Source organism: Streptomyces canus (assembly GCF_030816965.1).
Lineage (GTDB): Bacteria > Actinomycetota > Actinomycetes > Streptomycetales > Streptomycetaceae > Streptomyces > Streptomyces canus_E.
The window spans coordinates 2,034,178-2,056,429 of sequence record NZ_JAUSYQ010000002.1 but is presented as its reverse complement, the minus strand read 5'-3'; the positions used below and the strand labels follow the sequence as shown (position 1 = coordinate 2,056,429).

The 22,252-nt window shown below is 70.8% G+C and carries 18 protein-coding genes and 3 pseudogenes; 8 read left to right on the top strand and 13 right to left on the bottom strand.

The genetic code is table 11. The annotated features are described in order from the left end of the window. Positions 1–113: 113 nt before the first annotated feature. Together QF027_RS10470 and QF027_RS10465 are read left to right on the top strand one after the other, a co-directional pair. A complete protein-coding gene (locus QF027_RS10470) occupies positions 114–1,169 on the top strand; it encodes an LLM class F420-dependent oxidoreductase (RefSeq protein ID WP_306983870.1) in 1,056 nt (351 codons plus the stop codon). A 251-nt stretch (positions 1,170–1,420) separates the two neighbouring features. Continuing rightward, positions 1,421–2,209, top strand: coding sequence for a ferritin-like domain-containing protein (locus QF027_RS10465; RefSeq protein WP_307074090.1), 789 nt, complete (start codon positions 1,421–1,423; stop codon positions 2,207–2,209). Between the two features lie 9 nt (positions 2,210–2,218). Here the strand turns inward: QF027_RS10465 and QF027_RS10460 are convergent. Continuing rightward, positions 2,219–3,850, bottom strand: a pseudogene (locus QF027_RS10460) (IS200/IS605 family accessory protein TnpB-related protein). 203 nt (positions 3,851–4,053) lie between these two features. Further along, positions 4,054–5,053, bottom strand: a pseudogene (gene corA, locus QF027_RS10455) (magnesium/cobalt transporter CorA). 62 nt (positions 5,054–5,115) lie between these two features. Between corA and QF027_RS10450 the strand changes: the two are divergent. From QF027_RS10450 to QF027_RS10430, 5 genes and pseudogenes are all read left to right on the top strand, one after another. Further along, complete coding sequence (locus tag QF027_RS10450) at positions 5,116–5,802, top strand: histidine phosphatase family protein (protein ID WP_306983878.1); 687 nt, start codon at positions 5,116–5,118, stop codon at positions 5,800–5,802. Positions 5,803–5,889: 87 nt separating this feature from the next. Continuing rightward, positions 5,890–6,480: a DUF3090 domain-containing protein gene (locus QF027_RS10445; RefSeq protein ID WP_266526379.1), complete on the top strand. Its 591-nt coding sequence runs from the start codon at positions 5,890–5,892 to the stop codon at positions 6,478–6,480. Then, a pseudogene (locus tag QF027_RS10440) lies at positions 6,444–7,263 on the top strand (SCO1664 family protein). The gene QF027_RS10445 and the pseudogene QF027_RS10440 overlap by 37 nt, the downstream one beginning before the upstream one ends. A gap of 101 nt (positions 7,264–7,364) precedes the next feature. Continuing rightward, entirely contained in the window at positions 7,365–8,594 is a 1,230-nt protein-coding gene (gene mshC / locus QF027_RS10435; RefSeq protein WP_306983883.1) for a cysteine--1-D-myo-inosityl 2-amino-2-deoxy-alpha-D-glucopyranoside ligase, read from the top strand. A 289-nt stretch (positions 8,595–8,883) separates the two neighbouring features. After that, the gene (locus QF027_RS10430; RefSeq protein ID WP_307074088.1) at positions 8,884–9,813 is read left to right on the top strand and encodes an SMP-30/gluconolactonase/LRE family protein; all 930 of its coding nucleotides are present in this window, start codon (positions 8,884–8,886) and stop codon (positions 9,811–9,813) included. A 56-nt stretch (positions 9,814–9,869) separates the two neighbouring features. Here QF027_RS10430 and QF027_RS10425 read toward each other — a convergent pair whose 3' ends face one another. The 8 genes from QF027_RS10425 to QF027_RS10390 all read right to left on the bottom strand — a co-directional run bounded on the left by QF027_RS10425 (position 9,870) and on the right by QF027_RS10390 (position 18,442). Continuing rightward, positions 9,870–10,880: a PAC2 family protein gene (locus QF027_RS10425; protein WP_307074086.1), complete on the bottom strand. Its 1,011-nt coding sequence runs from the start codon at positions 10,878–10,880 to the stop codon at positions 9,870–9,872. A 264-nt stretch (positions 10,881–11,144) separates the two neighbouring features. Continuing rightward, the gene (locus QF027_RS10420) at positions 11,145–11,816 is read right to left on the bottom strand and encodes a FadR/GntR family transcriptional regulator (RefSeq protein ID WP_307074084.1); all 672 of its coding nucleotides are present in this window, start codon (positions 11,814–11,816) and stop codon (positions 11,145–11,147) included. A gap of 45 nt (positions 11,817–11,861) precedes the next feature. Further along, positions 11,862–13,178, bottom strand: coding sequence for an amidohydrolase (locus QF027_RS10415; RefSeq protein ID WP_307074082.1), 1,317 nt, complete (start codon positions 13,176–13,178; stop codon positions 11,862–11,864). After that, positions 13,175–13,951: a nucleoside phosphorylase gene (locus tag QF027_RS10410; RefSeq protein WP_307074080.1), complete on the bottom strand. Its 777-nt coding sequence runs from the start codon at positions 13,949–13,951 to the stop codon at positions 13,175–13,177. The genes QF027_RS10415 and QF027_RS10410 overlap by 4 nt, the downstream gene beginning before the upstream one ends. Further along, positions 13,948–14,814, bottom strand: coding sequence for an ABC transporter permease (locus tag QF027_RS10405; protein ID WP_306983893.1), 867 nt, complete (start codon positions 14,812–14,814; stop codon positions 13,948–13,950). Before QF027_RS10405 ends, QF027_RS10410 begins: the two co-directional genes overlap by 4 nt. Beyond that, positions 14,814–15,884 (bottom strand): ABC transporter permease, encoded by a 1,071-nt coding sequence (locus tag QF027_RS10400; RefSeq protein WP_307074078.1) that lies wholly within the window; start codon positions 15,882–15,884, stop codon positions 14,814–14,816. Before QF027_RS10400 ends, QF027_RS10405 begins: the two co-directional genes overlap by 1 nt. A 1-nt stretch (position 15,885) precedes the next feature. After that, positions 15,886–17,409, bottom strand: a complete 1,524-nt coding sequence (locus tag QF027_RS10395) for an ABC transporter ATP-binding protein (RefSeq protein WP_306983896.1) — start codon at positions 17,407–17,409, stop codon at positions 15,886–15,888. Next, positions 17,390–18,442, bottom strand: coding sequence for a BMP family ABC transporter substrate-binding protein (locus QF027_RS10390; protein WP_307074076.1), 1,053 nt, complete (start codon positions 18,440–18,442; stop codon positions 17,390–17,392). The genes QF027_RS10395 and QF027_RS10390 overlap by 20 nt, the downstream gene beginning before the upstream one ends. Before the next feature lie 304 nt (positions 18,443–18,746). Here QF027_RS10390 and mtnA point away from each other — a divergent pair, with 304 nt between their 5' ends. Beyond that, on the top strand, positions 18,747–19,778 hold the full coding sequence (gene mtnA, locus QF027_RS10385; RefSeq protein WP_307074074.1) for an S-methyl-5-thioribose-1-phosphate isomerase: 1,032 nt from the start codon (positions 18,747–18,749) through the stop codon (positions 19,776–19,778). A 52-nt stretch (positions 19,779–19,830) separates the two neighbouring features. Here mtnA and mtnB read toward each other — a convergent pair whose 3' ends face one another. The 3 genes from mtnB to QF027_RS10370 are packed head-to-tail and all read right to left on the bottom strand — an operon-like array spanning position 19,831 to position 21,751. Beyond that, positions 19,831–20,439, bottom strand: coding sequence for a methylthioribulose 1-phosphate dehydratase (gene mtnB, locus QF027_RS10380; RefSeq protein ID WP_307074072.1), 609 nt, complete (start codon positions 20,437–20,439; stop codon positions 19,831–19,833). Beyond that, entirely contained in the window at positions 20,436–21,155 is a 720-nt protein-coding gene (gene mtnC, locus QF027_RS10375) for an acireductone synthase (RefSeq protein WP_307074070.1), read from the bottom strand. Before mtnC ends, mtnB begins: the two co-directional genes overlap by 4 nt. Then, positions 21,152–21,751: a 1,2-dihydroxy-3-keto-5-methylthiopentene dioxygenase gene (locus QF027_RS10370; protein WP_306983906.1), complete on the bottom strand. Its 600-nt coding sequence runs from the start codon at positions 21,749–21,751 to the stop codon at positions 21,152–21,154. Before QF027_RS10370 ends, mtnC begins: the two co-directional genes overlap by 4 nt. Positions 21,752–22,252: the final 501 nt, after the last annotated feature.

Genomic DNA, 22,252 nt, shown 5'->3' with positions numbered 1-22,252 from the left:
GTGCGCGGGGATCGCCGCCCGCTCATCGGCACGGGCCGCGACCTGCCCCGGTGCGCCCTGCCACGCTAAGGTCTGCCGACAAGGACGTTACTGATCAGTAAGGGGAATCGGCCATGCAGCTCGGGATCAACCTCGGCTACTGGGGCGCCGGAATGGACGCGGACAACCTCGCCGTCGCCCAGGAGGCCGACCGGCTCGGATACGCCGTCTGCTGGGCCGCGGAGGCCTACGGCTCGGACGCGGCCACCGTGCTCACCTGGGTCGCCGCACAGACCGAGCGCATCGACGTCGGCTCGGCCATCTTCCAGATCCCGGCCCGCCAGCCGGCGATGACCGCGATGACCGCCGCCACCCTCGACTCGCTCTCCGGCGGCCGCTTCCGGCTCGGCCTCGGCGTGTCGGGACCGCAGGTCTCCGAGGGCTGGTACGGCGTCAAGTTCGACAAGCCGCTGGCACGCACGCGTGAGTACGTCGAGATCGTGCGCAAGGCCATGTCGCGCGAGCGCCTCTCCTACGAGGGACAGCACTGGACGCTGCCCCTGCCCGGCGGCCCCGGCAAGCCGATCAAGCTGACCGTGCACCCCGAGCGCGAGCACATCCCGCTGTACATCGCCGCGATCGGCCCGAAGAACCTGGAGCAGACCGGCGAGATCGCCGACGGGGCCCTGCTGATCTTCCCCTCCGCCGAGCACCTGGAGGACACCGCGATCCGGCATCTGCGTGCCGGGCGCGAGAAGGCGGGCAAGACCCTCGACGGGTTCGACATCGCCCCGACCCTCCCGCTCGCCCTCGGCGAGGACAAGGACGTGACCACGCTCGCCGACACCTTCCGCCCCTACACCGCGCTGTACGTGGGCGGCATGGGCAGCCGCAAGCAGAACTTCTACAACCAGCTCGCCCAGCGCATGGGCTTCGAGGCGGCGGCCGCCGAGATCCAGGACAAGTACCTGGGCGGCGACAAGGACGGCGCCGCTGCCGCCATTCCGCACGATCTGATCGACAAGACGACACTGCTCGGCTCCGTGGACCGCATCGCGGACCGGATGAGGGAGTACGCGGCGGCCGGCGTCACCACCCTCACCTTGGCCCCCGCAGGCTTCACCCTCGACGAGCGGCTCGCCTCGCTCAGGGCCGGCACCGAGGCCCTGGAGCGGGCCGGGCTCGCGTAACGGCGCCTGCGCACGGACACACGGTCGGCCACCGGAGGTTTCCGCGGCCGTGGTGGGGGCTCGGGGGTCTTCCCCGCCACGGCCGTCATGTGCTTCAACGCGCACGTGCTCTTTGCGGTTACGCCCCCGTCGTGGCCCCGGAGGTCATCCGTTCGGCGGAGCTGGCCGCCCTAGCTGTTGCAGCACCCCTCGCGCCGCATTTGACTCTTTCTTTACGGCGTGCGGCGAGTCCGGCAGAGAGGTGCCCCACGATGCTTTCGGCCAAGAATCTGTTCCAGGAGATCCTCGACAACGACGAGTCCTTCCGGCTGTTCTGCTCCATCGCGGCCAGCGGGGAGTCGCAGGGCGGCTGGGAGAACGCCCGCATCGCGGCGCTGGTACCGCCGAGCGAGCGCGAACTCGCCCCCAAGATCACCCGGCACGGCGCCGACGAGGACAAGCACGGGCGGATCTTCAACGCCCTGATGAGGAAACGCGGTCTCGAACCCGTGCCCGTCCCGCCCGAGACGGACTACACGATGCTCCTGGAGAAGCACGGCATCGGCCTCGCCCACGAGAAGCTCAAGAGCGACGAGCCGCTGACCGTGCGGGACATCGTCACCTACCTCGCCCACAGCAGGGTCACCGAACAGCGGGCCTCCGAGCAGATGGAGCTGCTGCGCAAGCACTTCGCCGACCACCCCGAGCTCGGCCGGGCGGTGAAGATGATCTCGGGCGACGAGGACAACCACCTCGCGTACTGCCACGAGGAACTGCTGCGCTTCGCCTACGCCGGCCACGGCCGCGCCATCCGGCACACGCTCAGGGAGTGCGCCCTGGCCGAGATCCGCGTCTACCGGGACGTCAGCCTCGCGGTGATGGCCCACATGGGAAGCATCCTCGGCTGGTCCCGGGCGAAGTCCGCCGTCCTCGCCGCGGGCATCCACGGCCTGTACGCCTACGAACGCGCCGCGGGCTGGCGCCGTATGGTCTCGCTGAAGCCACCGGAGCGCCGAGACGCCATGGGCGGTCCCGCCACCTCGGCCCCCGAGTTCGCCTGAGAACCGTTCCTAGATACTGAGCGGGAAGGAGTCCTGTTGCCAGGATTCATGCTCAGCCGAACGCTCCGAACGGTGTTGGGCGTTCTGGTCGCCCGCTTTCGCTCCGCGGTCCGGCGGCACGCATCGTGTCCGTGGTCCGGGAAGGGGAGGGCGGGGTCCCTCACGTCCAGGGGCATGCCGGTCGGCCTGGACGGTCCGATGCCCGTGCACATCGCTCTGGTGTGCACGGGGCGGTGTCGTCCGTCGCCGGATCGGGTGCCCTTGGGCGCGCCGTCCGATCGCCACGGCGGCAGCGTCGTGGCGAGTGATCTTCCTGTTGTCGTGGGTGAGAGGTTTCTGCCAGTGCTGGGCGCCCCAGCGGCTGGTGTAGGCCGGGTCCACGGCGATGATGGCGATGCCGGTCTGGTCGGCCATGGAGGTCAGCCGGGCGCGGAGTCTGCCGGTGGGCATGCCGGAGATCAACTGCCGGAAGCGGCGCTTACGTCCGTGTTTCTCACGGGTCTTCTCCGCGGTGAAGTCCAGGTCTTCGACGGCGATGGCCTTCACGCCGCAGGTGCGGACCCAGTGCAGGAGCCGGGTGAGGGCGTGGCGGACCTGGGCGTCACGGTGATCGGCGGTGCCCGTGAGGTCGTAGAAGAACCGGCGGGGGCTGCCGGTCGGGTTGCCGTGGGTGTCGAGGCGCCAGGCGGCCAGGTGGTCGGCGTTCATGTCGACGCCGATCACACCGTGCGCGAGCGCGGCGGCCGGCGGCACGGTCGGGGAGACCGGGATCTGCCAGGCGGCGGTCACATACCAGCGGTCCCGTTCCACATCCAGGTGGATGCGGTAGGCGACCGCCCGGTTCGCCGCCACCCGGTCCGCCCACTCCTGCCCCCGGTGCGGGAACCGCACGTTCGCCGCGAGGACATACCGGCCGTGCGGGACATTGGCCAACCCTGCGAGCGGGGCCGGGAGCTTGATGCTGACCTCACCGTCCGGGCTGATACGGATCGTCTCGTTGCCGTACCGCTTGCCGGACTCGCCGTCCGCCTGCACAAACCAGCGCTCCGCCTCCCAAAGCCGCCGCCACTGAGCCTCGGTCAGCTGCGCGGCGGGCAACTGGTGACGGGTGCGGGCCAGGTGCTTGCCGCCGCGTACGACGTGCACGGTCCCGGCTTCCCAGTCGGCCCGTGCGCGCTCCAGCCGGTCCTCCAGCACATGCCGGCGGCGGGACTTGGCGTGCCACTCCCGCCTGCTGCGGTAGCCGCCCGGCGTGTTCTTCGAGCCCTTCGCGCCGACCGGCAGCGACAACCGGTGCGCGATCGTGCGGATGCCCGCCTCGAGAGTCTGGATGTGGGCGAGCTGGCCGCGCCGGGCCAGGGCCCACTGATCATGCGTGGCCTTGGTGAGCGAACCCGCCCACCGGGACGACGACACCGCCGTCAAAGCCCGCTTACGGGCCGCCCAGGTGTCCGCGGAGTGCTCCAGGCCCTGCCCGCACCGCACCTTCAGGTCCCGGGAGGCGAGGGAGCCGAGGTGTGCGCCGACCAGCGCGAGGACCTTCCCATCGGCGGGCGTCAGCTCCCTGAGCCGGGTACGGACCGCCACCCCCGCAGGTCCGGGCACGACAAACGACGCCACAAGCTCCCGCAACCCGCCCACCCCTACACCCCCCATACAGCCCCTCGAAAACCCGCTCACCGCACCCAACGAGCACCCAGCCGGAAAGGTCACACATTCGACAGGCGAACCCTGATTCCCCTCCCGGGGCACTGCCCCTCAAACGTCCGCCGGGGCCCTCCACGCTCACCCACGCACGCCAGAACACACTCGTACTCAGTCGAACCCCAGCAGTTCCCAACCCCCTACAGCCAGCCCCGGCGCTTGAACAGCCGGTACAGCAGCACTTCCAGAACGCCCATCAGCGCGATCACCGCCGGATACGCCCACACCCAGTGCAGCTCCGGCATGTGGTCGAAGTTCATGCCGTAGATCCCGGCGATCATCGTGGGGACCGCCGCCATGGCCGCCCATGCGGAGATCTTCCGCATGTCGTCGTTCTGCCGGACGCTCATCTGCGCGAGATGCGCCGACAGGACGTCCGAGACCAGCCGGTCCAGGCCCTCCACCGACTCGTTCACGCGCGCGAGGTGGTCGTTGACGTCCCGGAAGAAGGGCCGCGCCCTGTCGTTCACGAACGGCACCGTCCCGCCGTAGGCCCCCACGCCCGCGAGCCGGGTCAGCGGCATCGAGAGCGGGACGGTGGCGCGGCGGAACTCCAGGATCTGCCGCTTGAAGGTGTAGATCCGGGACGCGGTGTGCCGCGAGCCGCCGCCGTCCGGCGAGAACACCTCCGCCTCCAGCTCCTCCAGGTCGGTCGCCAGCTCCGTCGCCACCTCCAGGTAGTGGTCCACGACGGCGTCGGCGACCGCGTACAACACCGAGGTGGGCCCCTTGCCGAGCAGCTGCGGCTCCTTCTCGAGACGCTCCCGTACGGCCTTCAGCGGTGAGCCCACGCCATGACGGACCGTCACCACGAAGGCATCGCCGAGGAAGAGCATGACCTCGCCGGTGGAGACGGTGTCGCTCTCCGGCTCGTACACCACCGGCTTGAGGACCACGAACAGCGAGTCGTCGTACACCTCCAGCTTGGGCCGCTGATGTGCCTTGAGAGCGTCCTCCACCGCCAGTGGGTGCAGTCCGAACTCCCGGGTGACCAGGTCGAACTCCTTCCTTCTCCGTCGGCTCGTGCAGCCCGATCCAGACGAACCCGCCCGCCGATCGCGCCTCATCCAGCGCGTCGGACAGGTCCTCGGGCCCCTCCGAACGATGCCCCTCCCGGTAGATGGCACAGTCAACGATCACGGAGTGTGTTCTCCCGTCGCTCCAAGGACGCCGCGGTCCGGCGTACGCCTACCCTGGGCCGCATGCCCACGTTGATCCTTGTCAGGCACGGACGATCCACCGCGAACACCGAGGGGCTGCTCGCCGGGTGGACGCCCGGGGTGGCCCTCGACGAGCGCGGCACCGCACAGGCCGCCGCGCTCCCCGGACGGCTCGAAGGAGTGCCCATCTCCGAGGTCGTCGCCAGCCCCCTCCAGCGCTGCCAGGAAACGATTCAGCCGCTGCTCGACGCCCGGCCCGGCCTCCCGGCGCACAGCGAGGAACGCATCGGGGAGTGCCACTACGGAGACTGGTCCGGCCGCAAGCTCGCGGAGCTGGGGGACGAGCCGCTCATGGAGGTCGTCCAGGCGCATCCGTCGGCGGCCGCGTTTCCCGGCGGCGAGTCCATGCGAGCGATGCAGACGCGCGCGGCGGAGGCCGTACGCGAGTGGAACGCGCGCGTGGAGCGCGATCACGGGGCCGACGCCGTCTACCTGATGTGCTCGCACGGCGACATCATCAAGTCGCTCGTCGCGGACGCACTGGGTCTTCATCTCGACCTCTTCCAGAGGATCTCTGTCGAACCGTGTTCCATCACTGTCATCCGATACACACGTCTGAGGCCGTTTCTCGTCCGCCTCGGCGACACCGGTGACTTCGCGTCCCTGGTGCCGCGCGAGGAGGCCGCGGGCGGTGACGCCCCTGTCGGTGGTGGTGCGGGCGCACCGTGATCGTCGGGCGCAGTAGGGTGAAGCGGTTCACACAAGCGCGTTCACGCATGGACGTTCCCGTACTCACGAATCCAATGGAGACAGGACGTGTCCCGTCAGGTGTTCCTCTATGACCCGCCGGACCGCTTCGTGGCCGGCACGGTCGGACTGCCCGGGCGCCGTACGTTCTTCCTCCAGGCCACGGCCGGCCCCCGAGTGACCAGCGTGGCCCTGGAGAAGACGCAGGTGGCCGCTCTCGCCGAGCGGATGGAAGAACTCCTCGACGAGGTCGTGCGCCGCAGCGGCGGCAGCGCCCCGGTGCCGGCCGTGTCGCCCACCGAGGTCGCCGACACCGCCCCCCTCGACACCCCCATCGAGGAGGAGTTCCGGGTCGGCACCATGGCCCTCGCCTGGGACGGCGAGGAGCAGCGCATGATCGTCGAGGCGCAGGCCCTCGTGGAGCTGGAGGCCGAGTCCGAGGAGGACCTCGCCGAGGCCGAGGAGAAACTCCTCCAGGACGAGGAGAACGGACCCCCGATGCTGCGGGTCCGGCTCACCGGCGCGCAGGCCAGAGCCTTCGCCAAGCGTGCCCTGGACGTCGTCAACGCCGGGCGGCCGCCGTGCCCGCTGTGCAGCCTCCCGCTCGACCCGGAAGGACACGTATGTCCGCGCCAGAACGGATACCGCCGCGGAGCGTGACCGCGGCAGAGCTGCTCGCCAGGGGTGAGCTGACGGTTCGCGGACAGATCCGGGACGCGTCCAACGCGGTGCTGCACTGCTCCGTCTCCCACGACGGCCAGGAGGTCCTCTGCGTCTACAAGCCGGTCCGCGGCGAGAGGCCCCTCTGGGACTTCCCGGACGGCACCCTCGCCCAGCGCGAGGTCGCCGCGTACGAGGTGTCCGAGGCGACCGGCTGGGGCCTGGTGCCGCCCACCGTGCTGCGGGACGGACCCTACGGCGAGGGCATGTGCCAGTTGTGGATCGAGGGCGTGCCGGGCAGTGAACTGCTCGCCCTGGTCGACGCCGAGGAACCCGAGCCCGGCTGGAAGGCCATCGGCCTCGCCGAGGTCGACGAAGGCAGGACCGCGCTCCTGGTGCACGCGGACGACGAGCGGCTGCGCCGGCTCGCGGTCCTCGACGCGGGTGATCAACAACGCGGACCGCAAGGGCGGCCATCTGCTGCCCGCCGAGGGCGGCCGTCTCTACGGCATCGACCACGGAGTGACCTTCAACACCGAGAACAAGCTCCGCACGCTCCTGTGGGGCTGGGCCGGGGAACCCCTGACGGGAGAGGCGGTCGACGTCCTCAGGAGCCTCAAGGAGACGCTCGGCCCCTCCGGAGCGCTCGCCCGGCGTCTTGCCGTACTGATCACCGCCGCCGAACTCGACGCCACGCGCGCGCGTGTCGATGCGCTGCTGGACTCCGGGAAGCACCCGGAACCGAGCGGTGAGTGGCCGGCCATTCCCTGGCCGCCCGTTTAGCAGCACACTGCACACAGGCCCGTACCGCGCAAGAAGGCCTTACCGGCCATCCGGCCCGGTCCGGTTCGTATACGGAACATCCGTCCGGTTAGGCTCATGACATGCATGCCTGGCCCGCTTCCGAGGTCCCCGCCCTGCCTGGTCAGGGCCGCGACCTGAGGATCCACGACACCGCGACCGGTGGCTTGGTCTCCCTCGACCCCGGTCCTGTCGCCCGTCTCTACGTCTGCGGCATCACGCCGTACGACGCCACCCACATGGGGCACGCGGCGACCTACAACGCGTTCGACCTCGTGCAGCGCGTGTGGCTCGACACCAAGCGCCAGGTTCACTACGTCCAGAACGTCACCGACATCGACGACCCGCTCCTCGAGCGCGCCGAGCGGGACAGCCTCGACTGGGCCGCCCTCGCCGAGAAGGAGACGGCCCTCTTCCGCGAGGACATGACCGCCCTGCGGATGCTGCCCCCGCAGCACTACATCGGCGCGGTCGAGGCGATACCCGGAATCGTGCCGCTCGTCGAGCGGCTGCGGGACGCCGGTGCCGCGTACGAGCTCGAAGGGGACGTCTACTTCTCCGTCGAGTCCGACCCGAACTTCGGCAGGGTCTCGAACCTCGACGCGGCCGCCATGCGGCTGCTGTCCGCCGAGCGCGGCGGCGACCCGGACCGTCCGGGCAAGAAGAACCCGCTGGACCCGATGCTGTGGATGGCCGCCCGCGAGGGCCAGCCCAGCTGGGACGGCGCCTCGCTCGGCCGGGGACGCCCCGGCTGGCACATCGAGTGCGTCGCGATCGCCCTCGACCACCTCGGCATGACCTTCGACGTCCAGGGCGGCGGCTCCGACCTCGCCTTCCCGCACCACGAGATGGGCGCCTCCCACGCCCAGGTGCTGACCGGCGAGTTCCCCATGGCCAAGGCGTACGTCCACGCCGGCATGGTCGCCCTCGACGGCGAGAAGATGTCCAAGTCCAAGGGCAACCTGGTCTTCGTGTCGCAGCTGCGGCGCGAGGGGGTCGACCCCGCCGCCATCCGGCTGGCGCTGCTCGCCCACCACTACCGGGCCGACTGGGAGTGGACCGACCAGGTCCTCCAGGACGCCGTGGACCGGCTGGGCCGCTGGCGTGCCGCCGTCTCCCGGCCCGACGGTCCGCCCGCCGAGACGCTCGTCGAGGAGATCCGCGCGGCCCTCGCGAACGACCTGGACGCCCCCACCGCGCTGGCCGCCGTCGACCGTTGGGCCGCCGCGCAGGAGGAGCGGGGCGGTGCCGACATGGGCGCGCCCGGCGTGGTGACACGTGCGGTGGACGCGCTGCTCGGCGTGGCCCTCTAGGAGGCCGTAAGGGCCGTAAGGAAGGGGCGCTTCCTCCCCGCGGAGGGAAGCGCCCCTTCGTCTGTCACGCTCCGGTCATGCCACGCACCACAACGGCGGACCGTCCAGCCCACGTTCGCCAACTCGGCTTGGAAACAAGTTGAATTGGGTAACGGGTGCAACCCTTCCGCAACCGATGTCACGTCACAATCCGGCCGAAGGCTGTGGAGACAGCCGTCATGTGATGGGGTGGGAGCTTCGCTCGCCCGTTCGGCCGGCCGTGCGCCGGCCCCTTGCGGAAGGACGCACCGTGGCACTCGCAGACCGTTCCTTCGCACGTCGCACACTCCTGACCACGACCGCCGCGCTGACCGGAGCAGCCCTGCTCGGTGGCACCGCGCACGCGGCCGAGACCCGGCACGCCGCGTGGCCCGCGCAGTTCCCCCTCCCCGACGGCTTCCAGCCTGAGGGCATCACCATCGGTTCCCAGCCATACGCCTACTTCGGTTCCCTCGCGAACGGAGCCATCTACCGGGCGAGCCTCGCCACCGGCCGCGGCAAGATCGTCGCCAAGGGCGCCGGACGCCCGACGGTCGGCCTGAAGATCAACCGGCACGGCAGACTCTTCCTCGCCGGCGGCGACAGCGGCGAGATCCGGACCGTCGACGCCCGCTCCGGCGAGACCGAGCAGGTGTACGCCACCGGCGGCAACTTCGTGAACGACGTGATCCTCACCCCGGGCGCCGCCTGGTTCACCGACTCCTTCAAGCCGGTGCTCTACAAGCTCGCCAGGGGCGCGGTGACGACCGTACCGCTGACCGGCGACTGGCAGCAGGGGCCCGACTTCACGGCCAACGGCATCGAGCGCACCCCCGACGGCCGCGCCCTGCTCGTGGTGAACGCCTACGCGAACGGCGGCAGCCTCATGCGGGTCGACCCGCGCACCGGCGCCGCCCGTGCCGTCGACCTGGGCGCGGCGAAACTGCCCAACGGCGACGGCCTGCTCCTGCTCGGCCGGATCCTCTACGCCGTCCAGCAGCAGCAGAACGCGATCGACGTGTTCCGGCTGAACGACGCCGGCACCCGGGGTACCGCGATCACCCGCATCACCGACCCGCGCTTCCGCATCCCGACGACGGTGGCGGCCTGGGGCAGTCGCCTGTATCTGCCCAACGCGCGCTTCGACGTGGAGCCGACGCCCACCACCGAGTACGACGCGGTGGCGGTGCGACAGTCCTGACACGGCTGAGGGCGGCGCGCATCCAGCGCACCGCCCTCACCGGCCCGGTCCTCGGGTCAGTCCTCCGACGACGAGTCCTCGTCGTCCGTCTCCGGTTCCGTCGCGGCCTCAGTCTCCGGCTTCGGCGGCCTGGGAGGCTTCGCCCGACCGCTGGGGCTGTCCCGCAGATAGGCCGCGCTGTCACTGCCGTCCGCGGTCGCGTGACCGCCCGGCTGCCCCGGCTGGCCGCCGTCCCGGCGCCGCAGATACCGCTCGAACTCCCGGGCGATCGCCTCGCCCGAGGCCTCCGGCAGCTCCGCGGTGTCCCGGGCCTCCTCCAGCGTCTGGACGTACTCCGCGACCTCGGTGTCCTCGGCGGCCAGCTGGTCCACGCCCACCTGCCAGGCGCGCGCGTCCTCGGCCAGCTCGCCCAGCGGGATCCGTACGTCGATCAGGTCCTCCAGACGGTTCAGGAGGGCCAGCGTCGCCTTCGGGTTCGGCGGCTGCGACACGTAGTGCGGTACGGCCGCCCACAGCGACACCGCGGGCACGCCCGCGTGAGTGCAGGCCTCCTGGAGGATGCCGACGATGCCTGTGGGGCCCTCGTACTTGGTCTCCTCCAGGTCCATCCGCTGGGCCAGGTCCGCATCGGACGTGGTCCCGCTGATCGGAACAGGGCGGGTGTGCGGGGTGTCGCCGAGCAGCGCGCCCAGGATCACCACCAGCTCCACGCCCAGTTCGTGGGCGAAGCCCAGCAGCTCGTTGCAGAACGAGCGCCATCGCATCGACGGTTCGATTCCTCGGACGAGTACGAGATCGCGCGGCTTGTCGCCGCCGACGCGGACCACCGACAACCTTGTCGTCGGCCACGTGATCTTGCGCACTCCGCCGTCCAGCCACACGGTGGGGCGGTTCACCTGGAAGTCGTAGTAGTCCTCGGCGTCGAGCGCCGCGAACACCTCGCCCTTCCACTCCTTGTCCAGATGTGCGACCGCGGTGGAGGCGGCGTCGCCGGCGTCGTTCCAGCCCTCGAACGCGGCCACCATGACCGGGTCGATCAGCTCGGGAACCCCCTCGAGCTCGATCACCCAGCGCCTCCTTCCGACGTGCCCTCGCTTAACGCACCAACCTTACGGCGTCCGGCGGGGGCGCCCGCAGCCCCCTTGCACGGGGGAGTGAACGGATCACTGCCCCGTTCGCCACCCTGAAACACCCGGGCCTCGCCCCGGGGCCATCCCGACCTCAGGGGCGCGGGCCATGTCCATATGTGGCTCCGCCGCGTGGGCGCGACCAGCCACAACGAGCCGGCACCCGCACGTCGACGCGCACCCCTACAGTCCCCGCCGCGAAACTCACAGCGTGGAACGCAGCCACTGCTCCACGCTCGCGATGTGCACCGTCGCCCACGACCGGGCCGCCTCGCCGTCCCGGTCGCGCAGGGCGGCGAGGATCGCGCGGTGCTCGTGCAGGGTGCGGCTGACCGCGTCCTCCTGGGTCAGCCCACGCCAGATCCGGGCCCGTGTGGTGGGACCTGACAGCCCGTCAAGCAGCGAGCACAGGACGGAGTTTCCGGAGCTCTGCACGATCCCGCGGTGGAAGTCGAGGTCCGAGGCCACCAGCTCCTCCACCGAGGGGCTGTCGCCGAGCCTGTCCAGCTGGGCGGAGAGCGCGTCGAGTTGCTGCTCGCTGATCCGGGAGGCGGCCATCGCCGTGGCGGCCGGCTCCAGGATGCGCCGCACGGCCAGGAACTCCAGGACCGTGTCGTCGCGGTGGAAGTCGACGACGAAGCTCATCGCCTCCAGCAGGAGTTGCGGATCCAGGCTGGTCACATACGTGCCGTCGCCCTGCCGTACGTCCAGGATGCGGATCAGCGACAGCGCCCGCACGGCCTCGCGCAGCGAGTTGCGGGACAGCCCCAGCTCGGAGGCGAGCTCGCTCTCCTTGGGGAGCCGGTCGCCGGGGCGCAGCGCGCCGGAGACGATCATTCCCTTGATCTTCTCGATCGCCTCGTCGGTGACAGCCATGTCGGCCTCCTTCTCGCCCCGCATCGCGCTGAGACGTCGGATGTCTCAGCTCATTATGAGGTCTGCTCGGACGAGAGCCTCCAGATCGGCGATCACGGCCCGCTCGTCGAGCGTGCGCAGCTCCCGGTCCCGCATCAGCACCCGCCCGTCCACGACGGTGTCCCGGACGTCCGCCGAGTGCGCCGCGTACGCCAGAGTCGACCACGGGTCGTGCAGCGGCCGCAGGTGCGGCGCGTTCAGGTCAAGGACGATCAGATCGGCGCGTTTGCCGGCCTCCAGCGATCCCAGGTGCTCCCCGAGCCCCAGCGCCCGCGCGCCCTCGATCGTCGCCATGCGTACGGCCTGCTCGGCGCCGACCGCCGTCGGGTCGCCGTCCGCCTTGTGCACCAGTGCCGCCTGCCGGACGGCGCCCAGCACGTCCAGCGAGTTGGAGCTGACGGCTCCGTCCGTGCCGAGCCCGACGGTCACCCCGGCGCTCAGCAGCCGCGGCACGGGCGCGATCCCGCAGCCCAGCTTCAGGTTCGAGACCGGACAGTGGGCCACCGAGGTGCCGGTGCGGGCCAGCGCCGCGATCTCCGGCCCGGTGAGGTCCACGGCGTGCGCGAGCAGCAGGTCGGGGCCGAGCAGCCCGAGCGAGGCGAGCAGTTCGACCGGCCGCTTGCCGTACCGCTCCTCGACGGTGGCGACCTCGGTGGCGTTCTCCGCCGCGTGGATGTGCAGCAACGCCCCGAACTCCCGTGCCAGGGCGGCGACCTCGGTGAGCTGGTCGGGGGAGAGGGTGTAAGTGGAGTGCGCGAAGACGACGGGACGGCGGCCGGCGTGGGCCGACCCCCGCGCCTCCAGATCCCGCCGGGCCCACGCGTGCCGCTGCTCGTACGCGAGACCGTCGGGCGGCTCCGGTACGTCCATGAAGGTGGGGCCCGAGTGGAGCCGCCAGCCCGCCTCCCGCGCGGCCCGTTCGGCCGCCTCGTGGAACCAGTACATGTCGAGCGCCGAGGTCACCCCGGCCCGTACGCTCTCGGCGATCGCCAGCCGCACGGCCGCCGCCACGTTCTTCGGCGCGAGCAGCTCGGCCTCCGCGGGCAGCACCCGCTCCAGGAACTCCTGGAGGGTCACGTCGTCGGCGCGGCCCCGCAGCAGGGTCATCGCCAGGTGGGTGTGCGTGTTGACGAGCCCGGGCAGAACCAGGCAACCGCTCGAGTCAATGGACTCATCGGCTGTGAACCGCGTACACAGCTCTTCCGCTGGACCGACGGCGACGATCTCGCCCTCGTGCACCCCGACGGCCCCGTTGTGAACAACGCCTCCGTCCTCGTCGACCGTCAGAACGGCACCGCCGTGCACCAACAGGTCGATGTTCACCGTGTGTCCCCCTCGGCGAGCAGCCGCAGCGCCTCCAGGGAGACCACCGCACCCCGCTCGACACCGGCCGCGACGACGTCCCGGTGCGGGTCGTAGACGCTGGTGCCCTCCTCGTCCACCAGCTCGTCCGCGTTCGCCCCGTCGATCACGAGCACACCACCGGCGACGAGCCCTCGCAGCGAGGCGGTGACCAGCAGCGCCGACAGCTCCATCTCGATCGCCGCGAGCCCGGCGCCGTCGTAGGAGAAGAGGGGGAGGAGCCCGGGCTGGAAGGCCGCCCGTGTCCAGACGATGCCCCGGTGGTGCGGGGCCCCGGTCTCACGGGCCGCGCGCTGGAGCGCGAGGACCGCCTCGGGCGCCGACACCGCCGGGTACTCGGGCGGCAGCAGCTGCTGGGTGACCCCGTCGTCCCGTACGGCCGCCTCCGCGATGACGAGATCGCCGTCGCCGATCCCGGGCTTCATCGCGCCCGCGGTGCCGAACCGCAGGATCGTGCCGACTCCCGCGTCCGCCAGCTCCTGGAACAGCAGGATCGCACCGGGGCCGCCCACGCCGTGTGAGGCGACGGCGACCGGCACGCCTTTCCAACTGCCGCTGAACACACGGTATTCGCGGTGGTACGACACCTCCTCGGCGCCGTCGAGGAGGGCGGCGACGACGGCCGCGCGGGCCGGGTCGCCGACGACGACCGCGTGCGCCGGGAGCCCGGTGCGGGGTATGCGGGTGACGGGAAGCAGGTCCTGGGCCCGGGCGTGCCCGTGGTCGTGGGTCATGAGGCGGCTCCGGTAGGGCGGGTACGGCGACGGCGACGGGCCGTCGTGAGGAAGAGGGCGCCGAGTGTGACGACGTAGGGCGCGGCGTCGGTCGCCTGCTGGGGCAGACCGAGGCCCTGGAGGCGGAAGCCGGCCGCTTCGGCGAGGCCGAAGAGCAGCGCGGCGAGCAGCACCCCGATGGGCGCGGCACGGCCCAGCATGACCGCGACGACCGCGATCCAGCCGCGGCCCGCCGTCATGTTCTCGGTGAACAAGGTGACGTTGCCGAGGGCCAGTTGAGCCCCCGCGAGCCCGCACAGCACACCGGAGAGCAGGATCGCCCCGTACTTGTACCCGGCCGGGCTCACTCCCAGCGTCGCGGCCGCGTCCGGGGCCTCGCCGACTCCGCGGAGCCTGAGCCCCCACACGTGCCGCGAGAGCATCACCGTGGCCACCGCGACCGCCGCCCACGACAAATACGTGAGCGGTGTGAAGCCACCGGCCAACGGCAGCCCGGCCAGTGACGGATCGTCGAAAGTGCCCTGCACTCCGAAGACCGTACGCAGGAGGAAGCCGGTGAGGCCCACGGCGAGGAGATTCATGGCCACCCCGAGAACCACCGCGTCCCCGCGGAGGGTCACGGCCCCCACCGCCAGGATCAGCGAGTACGCGGCCGCCGCGAGGGCCGCCGCCAGGACGCCGAGCCAGGCGCTGCCGGTGAACCAGCTGGTGGCGACGGACGTGAAGCAGCCCATCAGCATCATGCCCTCGAGGCCGATGTTGAACACGCCCGCCCGTTCGCAGATCGCGCCGCCGAGCGCGGCCAGCAGGATGGGGGTGAGCGCGCGCAGCGCCGACATCAGCAGATCGGAGTCGAGGAACATCACACCGCCTCCTTACGGCGGTCGAGCCGGCGGCCGGGGAACCGCAGCCGGGCCGCCAGGAACACGATCACGATCGCCTGGAGCACCTGCGTCAGCTCCCGCGGCACCTCGGTCGTGCGCTCCATCGCGAGGCCGCCGACCTGGAGGACCGCGAAGAAGAACGAGGAGATCACCGTGCCGATCGGTGCCGCCGTCGCCAGCAGCGCGGCGGTGAGTCCCGTCCAGGTGTAGCCGGGTGCGGTGAGCGAGCCGTCGACGAAGCGGTACGGGAAGCTCAACACCCCGATGGCGCCCACGAGTCCGGCGAGCGCGCCGGAGACCGACATCAACTTCAGGGTCAGGCCCCGGCGTTCGACACCGGCGTACGCGGAGAAGCGCGCGTTGAGACCCGTCATGCGTATCTCGTACCCGAACGCGGTGCGCCGGTCGGCGAACCAGTAGGCAGCGGCCGCGAGGACGATCAGTATCAGTCCGACGGTCACCGTCGAGTCGCCGAACGCCGGCAGCGCCACCCCGTCGGGCATCGCCCGGGTCTGCGGGAGGCTGGAGCCGGGCTCCTTGAGCGGGTAGCGGGCGAGATAGGAGGCCAGCGAGACCGCCGGGTAGCTGAGCAGCAGGCTGCTGACCAGGAGCGGAACACCGAGGTGGTTCTCACACAGGGCGGCCAGCGCGGCGTAGGAGGCTCCCGCCGCCATGCCGGCGAGCAGGGCGATCACGACCGTGAGAGGTGCGGGCAGCGGCGCGTACAGGCCGGTGACGGCCGCCGTGATGCCGCCGAGCACCATCTGTCCGTCCCCACCGAGGTTGATCAGCCCGGCCCGCAGCGGGATCGCCAGCGCGAGCGCCATGCCGAGCACGCTGGTGCCGGTGGACAGGGTGGAGCCGATGCCGTCGGCGCCCAACGAGCCGGTCAGCACCGCCTCGTACGCCGTGACCGGATTCGCGCCGGAACCGAGGAGAAAGAGCGCGCCGATGAGGAGGCCCGCGAGCACGGAGAAGGTGATGGGGGAGCGCAGGGCTCCCCTTGTCCGTTCCAGAGAGGGACTTGTTCGTTCCAGAGAGGGATTCATGTCAGTCGGCGGCTTCCACTCGCTCGTTCGTGCCGCCCGCCATCGCGAGCCCCAGCGTCCGTTCGTCCGCTTCGTTCTTGTCGTACGCCGCCGTGATCCGGCCCTCGTACATCACCAGCACCCGGTCCGCGAGCCCCCGGATCTCGCTCAGTTCGGCCGAGACGAGAAGGACGGCGTGACCGGCGTCGCGGTAGGCGATCAGCTGGTCGTGGATGTTCTGTATCGCACCGATGTCGACTCCGCGGGTGGGCTGCTCGACGAGCAGCAGCGGGGCCTCATGGGCGAGTTCACGGCCGACCAGCAGCTTCTGGAGGTTGCCGCCGGACAGGGCGGAGGCGGGCACGTCGGGGCCGGAAACCTTGATGCCGAAGCGCTCGATGAGCCGCCGTGCGTGCGCTCGGACGGACGTCGGCGGCAGCAGGCCGCGGTGCGACAGGGACGTACGGTGGTGTCCCATCGCGAGGTTGTCGGCCACGGACGCGGCAGGGGCCGTACCGACCGCGTGCCGGTCCTCGGGGACGTACGCGAGGCCCTTGAGGCGGCGTTCGGTGGCCGAGGCGTGGGTGATGTCCTGCCCCTTGAGCGTCACGTGCCCGGCCTCGAGCGGCCGCAGCCCGGCCAGTGCCTCGATCAACTCGCTCTGGCCGTTGCCGGCGACGCCGGCGATGCCGACGATCTCGCCGGCGCGGACGGTGAGTTCGGCCTCGTGCACTCCAGGGGTCGCGAGACCGGACACATCCAGCACCACATCCCCGGCTGTCCCCGCCCCGTGGATCCGGTCCAACTCGACCGCGCGGCCGGTCATCGCGGCCGCGATCTCGTCGGCGGAGGTCTCGGCGGTGACCAGGCGGGCCACGACCCGGCCGTCCCGCAGGACCGTGACGTTGTCGCTGCCCTCCAGCACCTCGCGCAGCTTGTGCGTGACGAGGATCACCGTACGGCCCTGTGCCGCAAGGGACTTGAGGACCGCGAACAGGGTGTCGGCCTCGGAGGGAGTGAGCACCGCCGTCGGCTCGTCGAGAATGAGGGTCCGGGCGCCGCGATGCAGCAGCTTCAGGATCTCCACCCGCTGACGCAGACCGACGGGCAGGTCGCCGACCCGGGCGTCCGGGTCCACGGCCAGGCCGTGTTCCTCGGCGAGCGCGCCTGCCCGGCGGCGGGCAGCGGCCCGGTTCACCAGGCCGAAGCGGCGCGGCTCGGCGGCGTAGACGACGTTCTCGGCGACCGTCAGCGAGTCGAACAGCTTGAAGCTCTGGTGGACCATGCCGAGTCCTGCGGCCATGGCGTCGGACGGGCTGCCGAAAATGACGTCCCGCCCGTCGATACGGATCGTCCCGGCATCCGGGACCTCCATGCCGTACAGGATCGACATGAGAGTGGACTTGCCCGCGCCGTTCTCGCCCATCAGGGCGTGGATCTCGCCGGGGCGGACGGTCAGGTCGACACGGTCGTTGGCGAGCGTGCCGGGGAAGCGCTTGGTGATTCCCCGGAGCTCGACTGCCGGTTCAGCTCGCGGCGGGGTCATCTACCGTCAGCTTCCCGGCGACGATCCGGTCGCGCAGTTCCTCGACCTTGGTGAGGACGTCCTTGTGGTCGGCGATCACGCACTTCGACGAGTCGACGCCGTCCTCCAGGCCGGTGAGGCTGATGCCGCCCTCCTTGAGGCCGTACGACACGGTTGTGCCCGTCGTGCCGGACAGGACCGACTCGATGCCCTTCTCCACGGCGACGTCCGTGCGCTTGATCACGTTGTCGACGACCGTGCCGGGCGCCGAGGGGCACTGGTTGACGTCGACGCCGTACGCGTAGGCGCCCTTGGCCTTCGCGGCCTCGAAGACGCCGTAGTTGCCCGCCGCGGCGGCCGCCATGATCTGGTCGTAGCCCTTGGAGAGCAGGGTGTTCGCCTGCTCCTTGGCGCGGGCCGAGTCGTCGAAGGGGGACTGGCCGCCGACGAAGCGGGTGCTCGCCGAGGTCCTGGGCGCGACCTTCTCGGCGCCGGCCGCGAACGGATCGCTGTAGCGGCGGAACTGGGGCGTGTCGAGGACGTCGACCGCGCCGACCTTGCCGGACTTGCTGAGCAGACCGGCCTCGGCGCCCGCGAGGTACACGCCCTCGTGCTCGCGGAAGACCGCGCAACTGACGTTCTGATACGTCTTCGTCGTGCAGGCGTCGATGATCAGGAACTGCTGCTTCGGGTTCTTCTGGGCCTGCTGGGCGACGATGTCGGCGAACTCGAAGCCGACCAGCACGATGACATCCGGCTTCGCGTCCACCGCGGCCTGCACGTTCTGCTGCTGGGAAGCGGTGTCCGTGGACTCGTAGACCTTCTGCGAGCCGTCATGCCGCTTCGCCGCGTCCTCGATGCCGGTGACGGCGAGTTTCAGGAACTCGTTCTGTCCCACCGAGTCGGGGGTGACGAGGGTGAAGGACTTGCCGCTGCCGCCGCTCGCGGAGGCGGAGGCGTCCTTCTTGGCGGCGGCGTTGCAGGCCGTGGCCGCGGTGACCAGGAGCGCGGCGGCAGCGGCGACTTGCAGGGTACGGCGGTGTCTGCGAGGCATGAAAGGACCTTCCGGGATACGACTTTGAGCGCGCTCCGGCAGGAGCGCGTGAGGTGCGGGCGGAGGGCGCCCTGGGGGTGTCGGAGGGGACGGGTCAGCGTCGACAGCCGTCGCCGGCACACCGGCAGAAGTCGAGGAAACGGCGCTTGGTCAGCAACACGGGCTTCCTCCTTCGTCTCGGTCCGCGGACTGGGTGCTGGACTTTAACACCGGTTTCCAGACACCTGCTCGACTGTCTCGAACTATGGTTCCCCCAGGTCATGTACGGTGGCGAGACCCACCGGAACATCAGGAGTGCCCCGAAATGCCCCAGGAACTGCGCGCTGTCGAGTGGACCGGATCCGGCCTCGCGCTCATCGACCAGACGCTGCTTCCGCACCGCACGGAAACGAGGGATGTCCGCGATGTGGACACCTTGGTCGATGCGATCCAGCGCCTCGTGGTGCGCGGCGCGCCCGCGATCGGGGCGGCGGGGGCCTACGGCGTCGCGCTGGCTGTCCTGCAGGGGGAGCGGGAGGGGTGGTCGGACGCCGAGGTGCGGGCGGCCGTCGCCCGCGTCCGGGAGGCCCGGCCCACCGCTGTCAACCTCATGGTGTGCGTGGACCGGGTCATGACCCGGTTCGGCGAAGGACTCGACGCGGTGCTCGAGGAGGCCGCCGCGGTCCAGCGCGAGGACGTCTCGGCGAACCGTGCGATGGGCTCCTCCGGTGCGGACTGGCTGCTCGAACGGCTCGGCGTGGACCGGCCGTTGAGGATCCTGACGCACTGCAACACGGGCGCGCTGGCGACGGCCGGATGGGGGACGGCGCTCGGCGTCATCCGTGAACTGCACGCGCGCGGACGCCTGGAGGTCGTCTACGCCGACGAGACGCGTCCCCTGCTGCAGGGATCCCGGCTGACCGCCTGGGAGTTGGTCCAGGAGGGCATCCCGCACTACGTCCAGGCGGACGGGGCCGCGGCGGGCACGATCCTGCGCGGGAAGGTCGACGCGGCGATCGTCGGCGCGGACCGCATCGCGGCGAACGGCGACACGGCGAACAAGGTGGGCACGGTGGGCGTCGCCCTGGCCTGCGCCGACGCGGGCATTCCCTTCCTGGTGGCGGCACCGACGACCACGGTGGACCTCTCCACCGCGACCGGCGACGACATCCACATCGAACTCCGCGGCGAGGCGGAGGTGTTGGAGTGGGGCGGGATACGGACCGCTCCGGCGCAGTCCCGCGGCCACAACCCGGCCTTCGACGTGACCCCGGGGCGCCTGGTGACCGGCCTGGTGACCGAGCGGGGCGTGCTGGAGGTCTCGGCGGGCGAACTCCCGGGCGACCGGCTGAAGTAGCCTCCCGAAACAGCGGAAGGGATCCCCGGAACCGGGGATCCCTTCCGTCGTGTCAGCGGCCCGTCAGCTCCAACTCCAGCAGCCACTCCACCACTTCGGTGTGATGCCGGGCCTGCCGGGGGTCCGAACCCCACACGTACAGCCCGTGCCCGGCCACGACCACCGCCGGCATGCGGGGGTCCCGCGCCGCCTCCAGGCGGTCCCCGAGCACCTTCATGTCCTGGCTGTTGGCGATGACCGGCAGAGGCACCTTGACGTCGTGGGCCGGCTGGCCGAGGCCCTTCAGCATCTCCAGGTCCTTGAAGACGATCCCGGCCGGGTTCCGGTGCCCCATCGCGACGGAGGCGACCGTGTGGACGTGCACCACGGCGCCCGCCCCCGTCAACGCGGCGACCCGCGCGTGCAGTTCGGCCTCCGCCGACGGCTTGCCGCCGTTCACCGCGGCGCCCCGGCCGTCCACCAGCACCACGTCCGCGGGCGTCAGTTCACCCTTGTCGTGGCCGCTGGCGGTGACGGCGAGCCGCAGCGGATCACGGGAGAGCACCACGGACAGGTTCCCGGACGTCCCCCGCATCCAGCCGAACGAGGCGAAACGGGCGGACTCGGCGGCGAGGACCGCCCCCGCCTCCTCGAGGTCGAGTGCGCTGATGTCGGCGGTCACGAAGTGCTCCTTGAAACGGTGATCTCGTCGAACGTCCCCGCCGCAGCGTGGTCGCCGACGCCTTGCTCGAAGTACGGCTCCCCGGGCCGCCGTATCGCGACGGCGTGCCAGCCCGCCGCACGGGCCGCGTCCAACTCGCCGGGGCGGTCGGAGAGGAAGAGGAGCTTCGCGGGCTCGACGCCGGTCGATCCGGAGATCCGGCGGTACGACTCCGCCTCCTGCTTGGGCCCGGCGTTCTCGGTGTCGTAGAGACCGGAGAGCAGCGACGTGAGGTCCCCCTCGGGGCTGTGGGTGAACCAGGCCCGCTGCGCCGCGACGGATCCGGACGAGTAGATGTAGAGCCGCACGCCCGAAGAGTGCCAGGAGCGCAACTCCGGTACGACGTCGTCGTAGAAGTGCGAGACGAGGTCGCCGCGGGCGAAGCCCTCGGCCCAGATGACGCCCTGCAGGGTCTTGAGCGGGGTCGCCTTGCGGTCCTCGTCGAGCCAGGTGTTCAGCGCCTTCTCGACGCGTACGGCGTCAGCCTCGGGTTCGCCGATCGCCTCGCGTACCTGGGCGACGGCCCGTGCCACCTCGGGGTCGCCTGACCGCTCGGAGAGCAGTGCGGCGAACCGTGAGCGCGCATACGGGTAGAGCACGTCGACGACGAACCCCGTGGCGCTCGTGGTGCCCTCGATGTCGAGCACCACGGCGTCGACGGTGTGGCGCAACGTCATGCGGCGGCCCTGTCGGCCTCGTAGCCCGCCGCGATGGTGTCGTAGTCCGGGAAACGGGAGGCGATGGTGGAGCCGGTGAAGGTGCCGATCCAGCCGTCCTCCTCGTGGAAGAAGCGGATCGCGGTGAAGGACGGGTTGGTGCCCATGTCGAACCAGTGGGTGGTACCGCGCGGGACCCCCAGGAGGTCGCCCTTCTCGCAGAAGACCGCGTGCACCTCGCCGTTGACGTGCAGGTAGAAGATGCCTGAGCCGGAGACGAAGAAGCGGACCTCGTCATCGTCGTCGTGCGTGTGCTCCTGGAGGAACTTCTCGCGGGCCGCCTTGGCCTTCGCCGGGAACTCCGGGTCCTCGCTCGGGTGCAGACCGAGGACGTCGACGGTGGTGAAGCCCTCCTCGGCGTTCAGCTTGTCGATCTCGGGGCCGTAGGCGGCGAAGACCGTCTCGCTGTCGGCGTCGAACGGAACGTCCTCACGGACCGGCCACTGCTCGTAGCGCACACCGATCGGCTTCAGCGCCTCCGCGATCTCGGCGGGGTCCGAGGTGCGGCGGACCAGGGTCTCGGGACCGGACTCGGACCAGGTGGTCAGCAGCGTCATGGGAGCAACTCCAGGAGTCTGGAAGGAAAGTCCGGATACCGAGACAAGCACCGGACGGGCGGGGGAGGAAGAGGGTCGGCGGAGGACGGTCGGCGGCGTTCGGGTCAGCCGCGACACGGCGCGCCGGGACAGCGGTGCATGCGGGGCATACACATCGCTTTCGCGCCATGGGGGTGCCCCCGCTCGAGCGAAGTCGAGAGTGGGGGAGTCGTCATCGGGGCCTCACTGTGCCGGGTCGGATGCCGGTCCTGCGATGGTAACTCCAGGCAGGAAGGCGGCCCGGTGTGACGTAGTCGTTGTCTCACCTAGTGAGAAAGCGGTTCCATATCTTTGACGTGTGGCTGAAAACGTTCTCATGATCTGCGTATGAAGACGCTGCTGCTCGTGCGGCGGCTGTACGTGGACTTGCTCCGGTCGACCACAGCCCGCTGTCGCTGACCCCTCCCGGAGCCCCCGCGCGCCCCGGTCACCCCTGACATCGGTGGCGCATTCCTTTCGCTC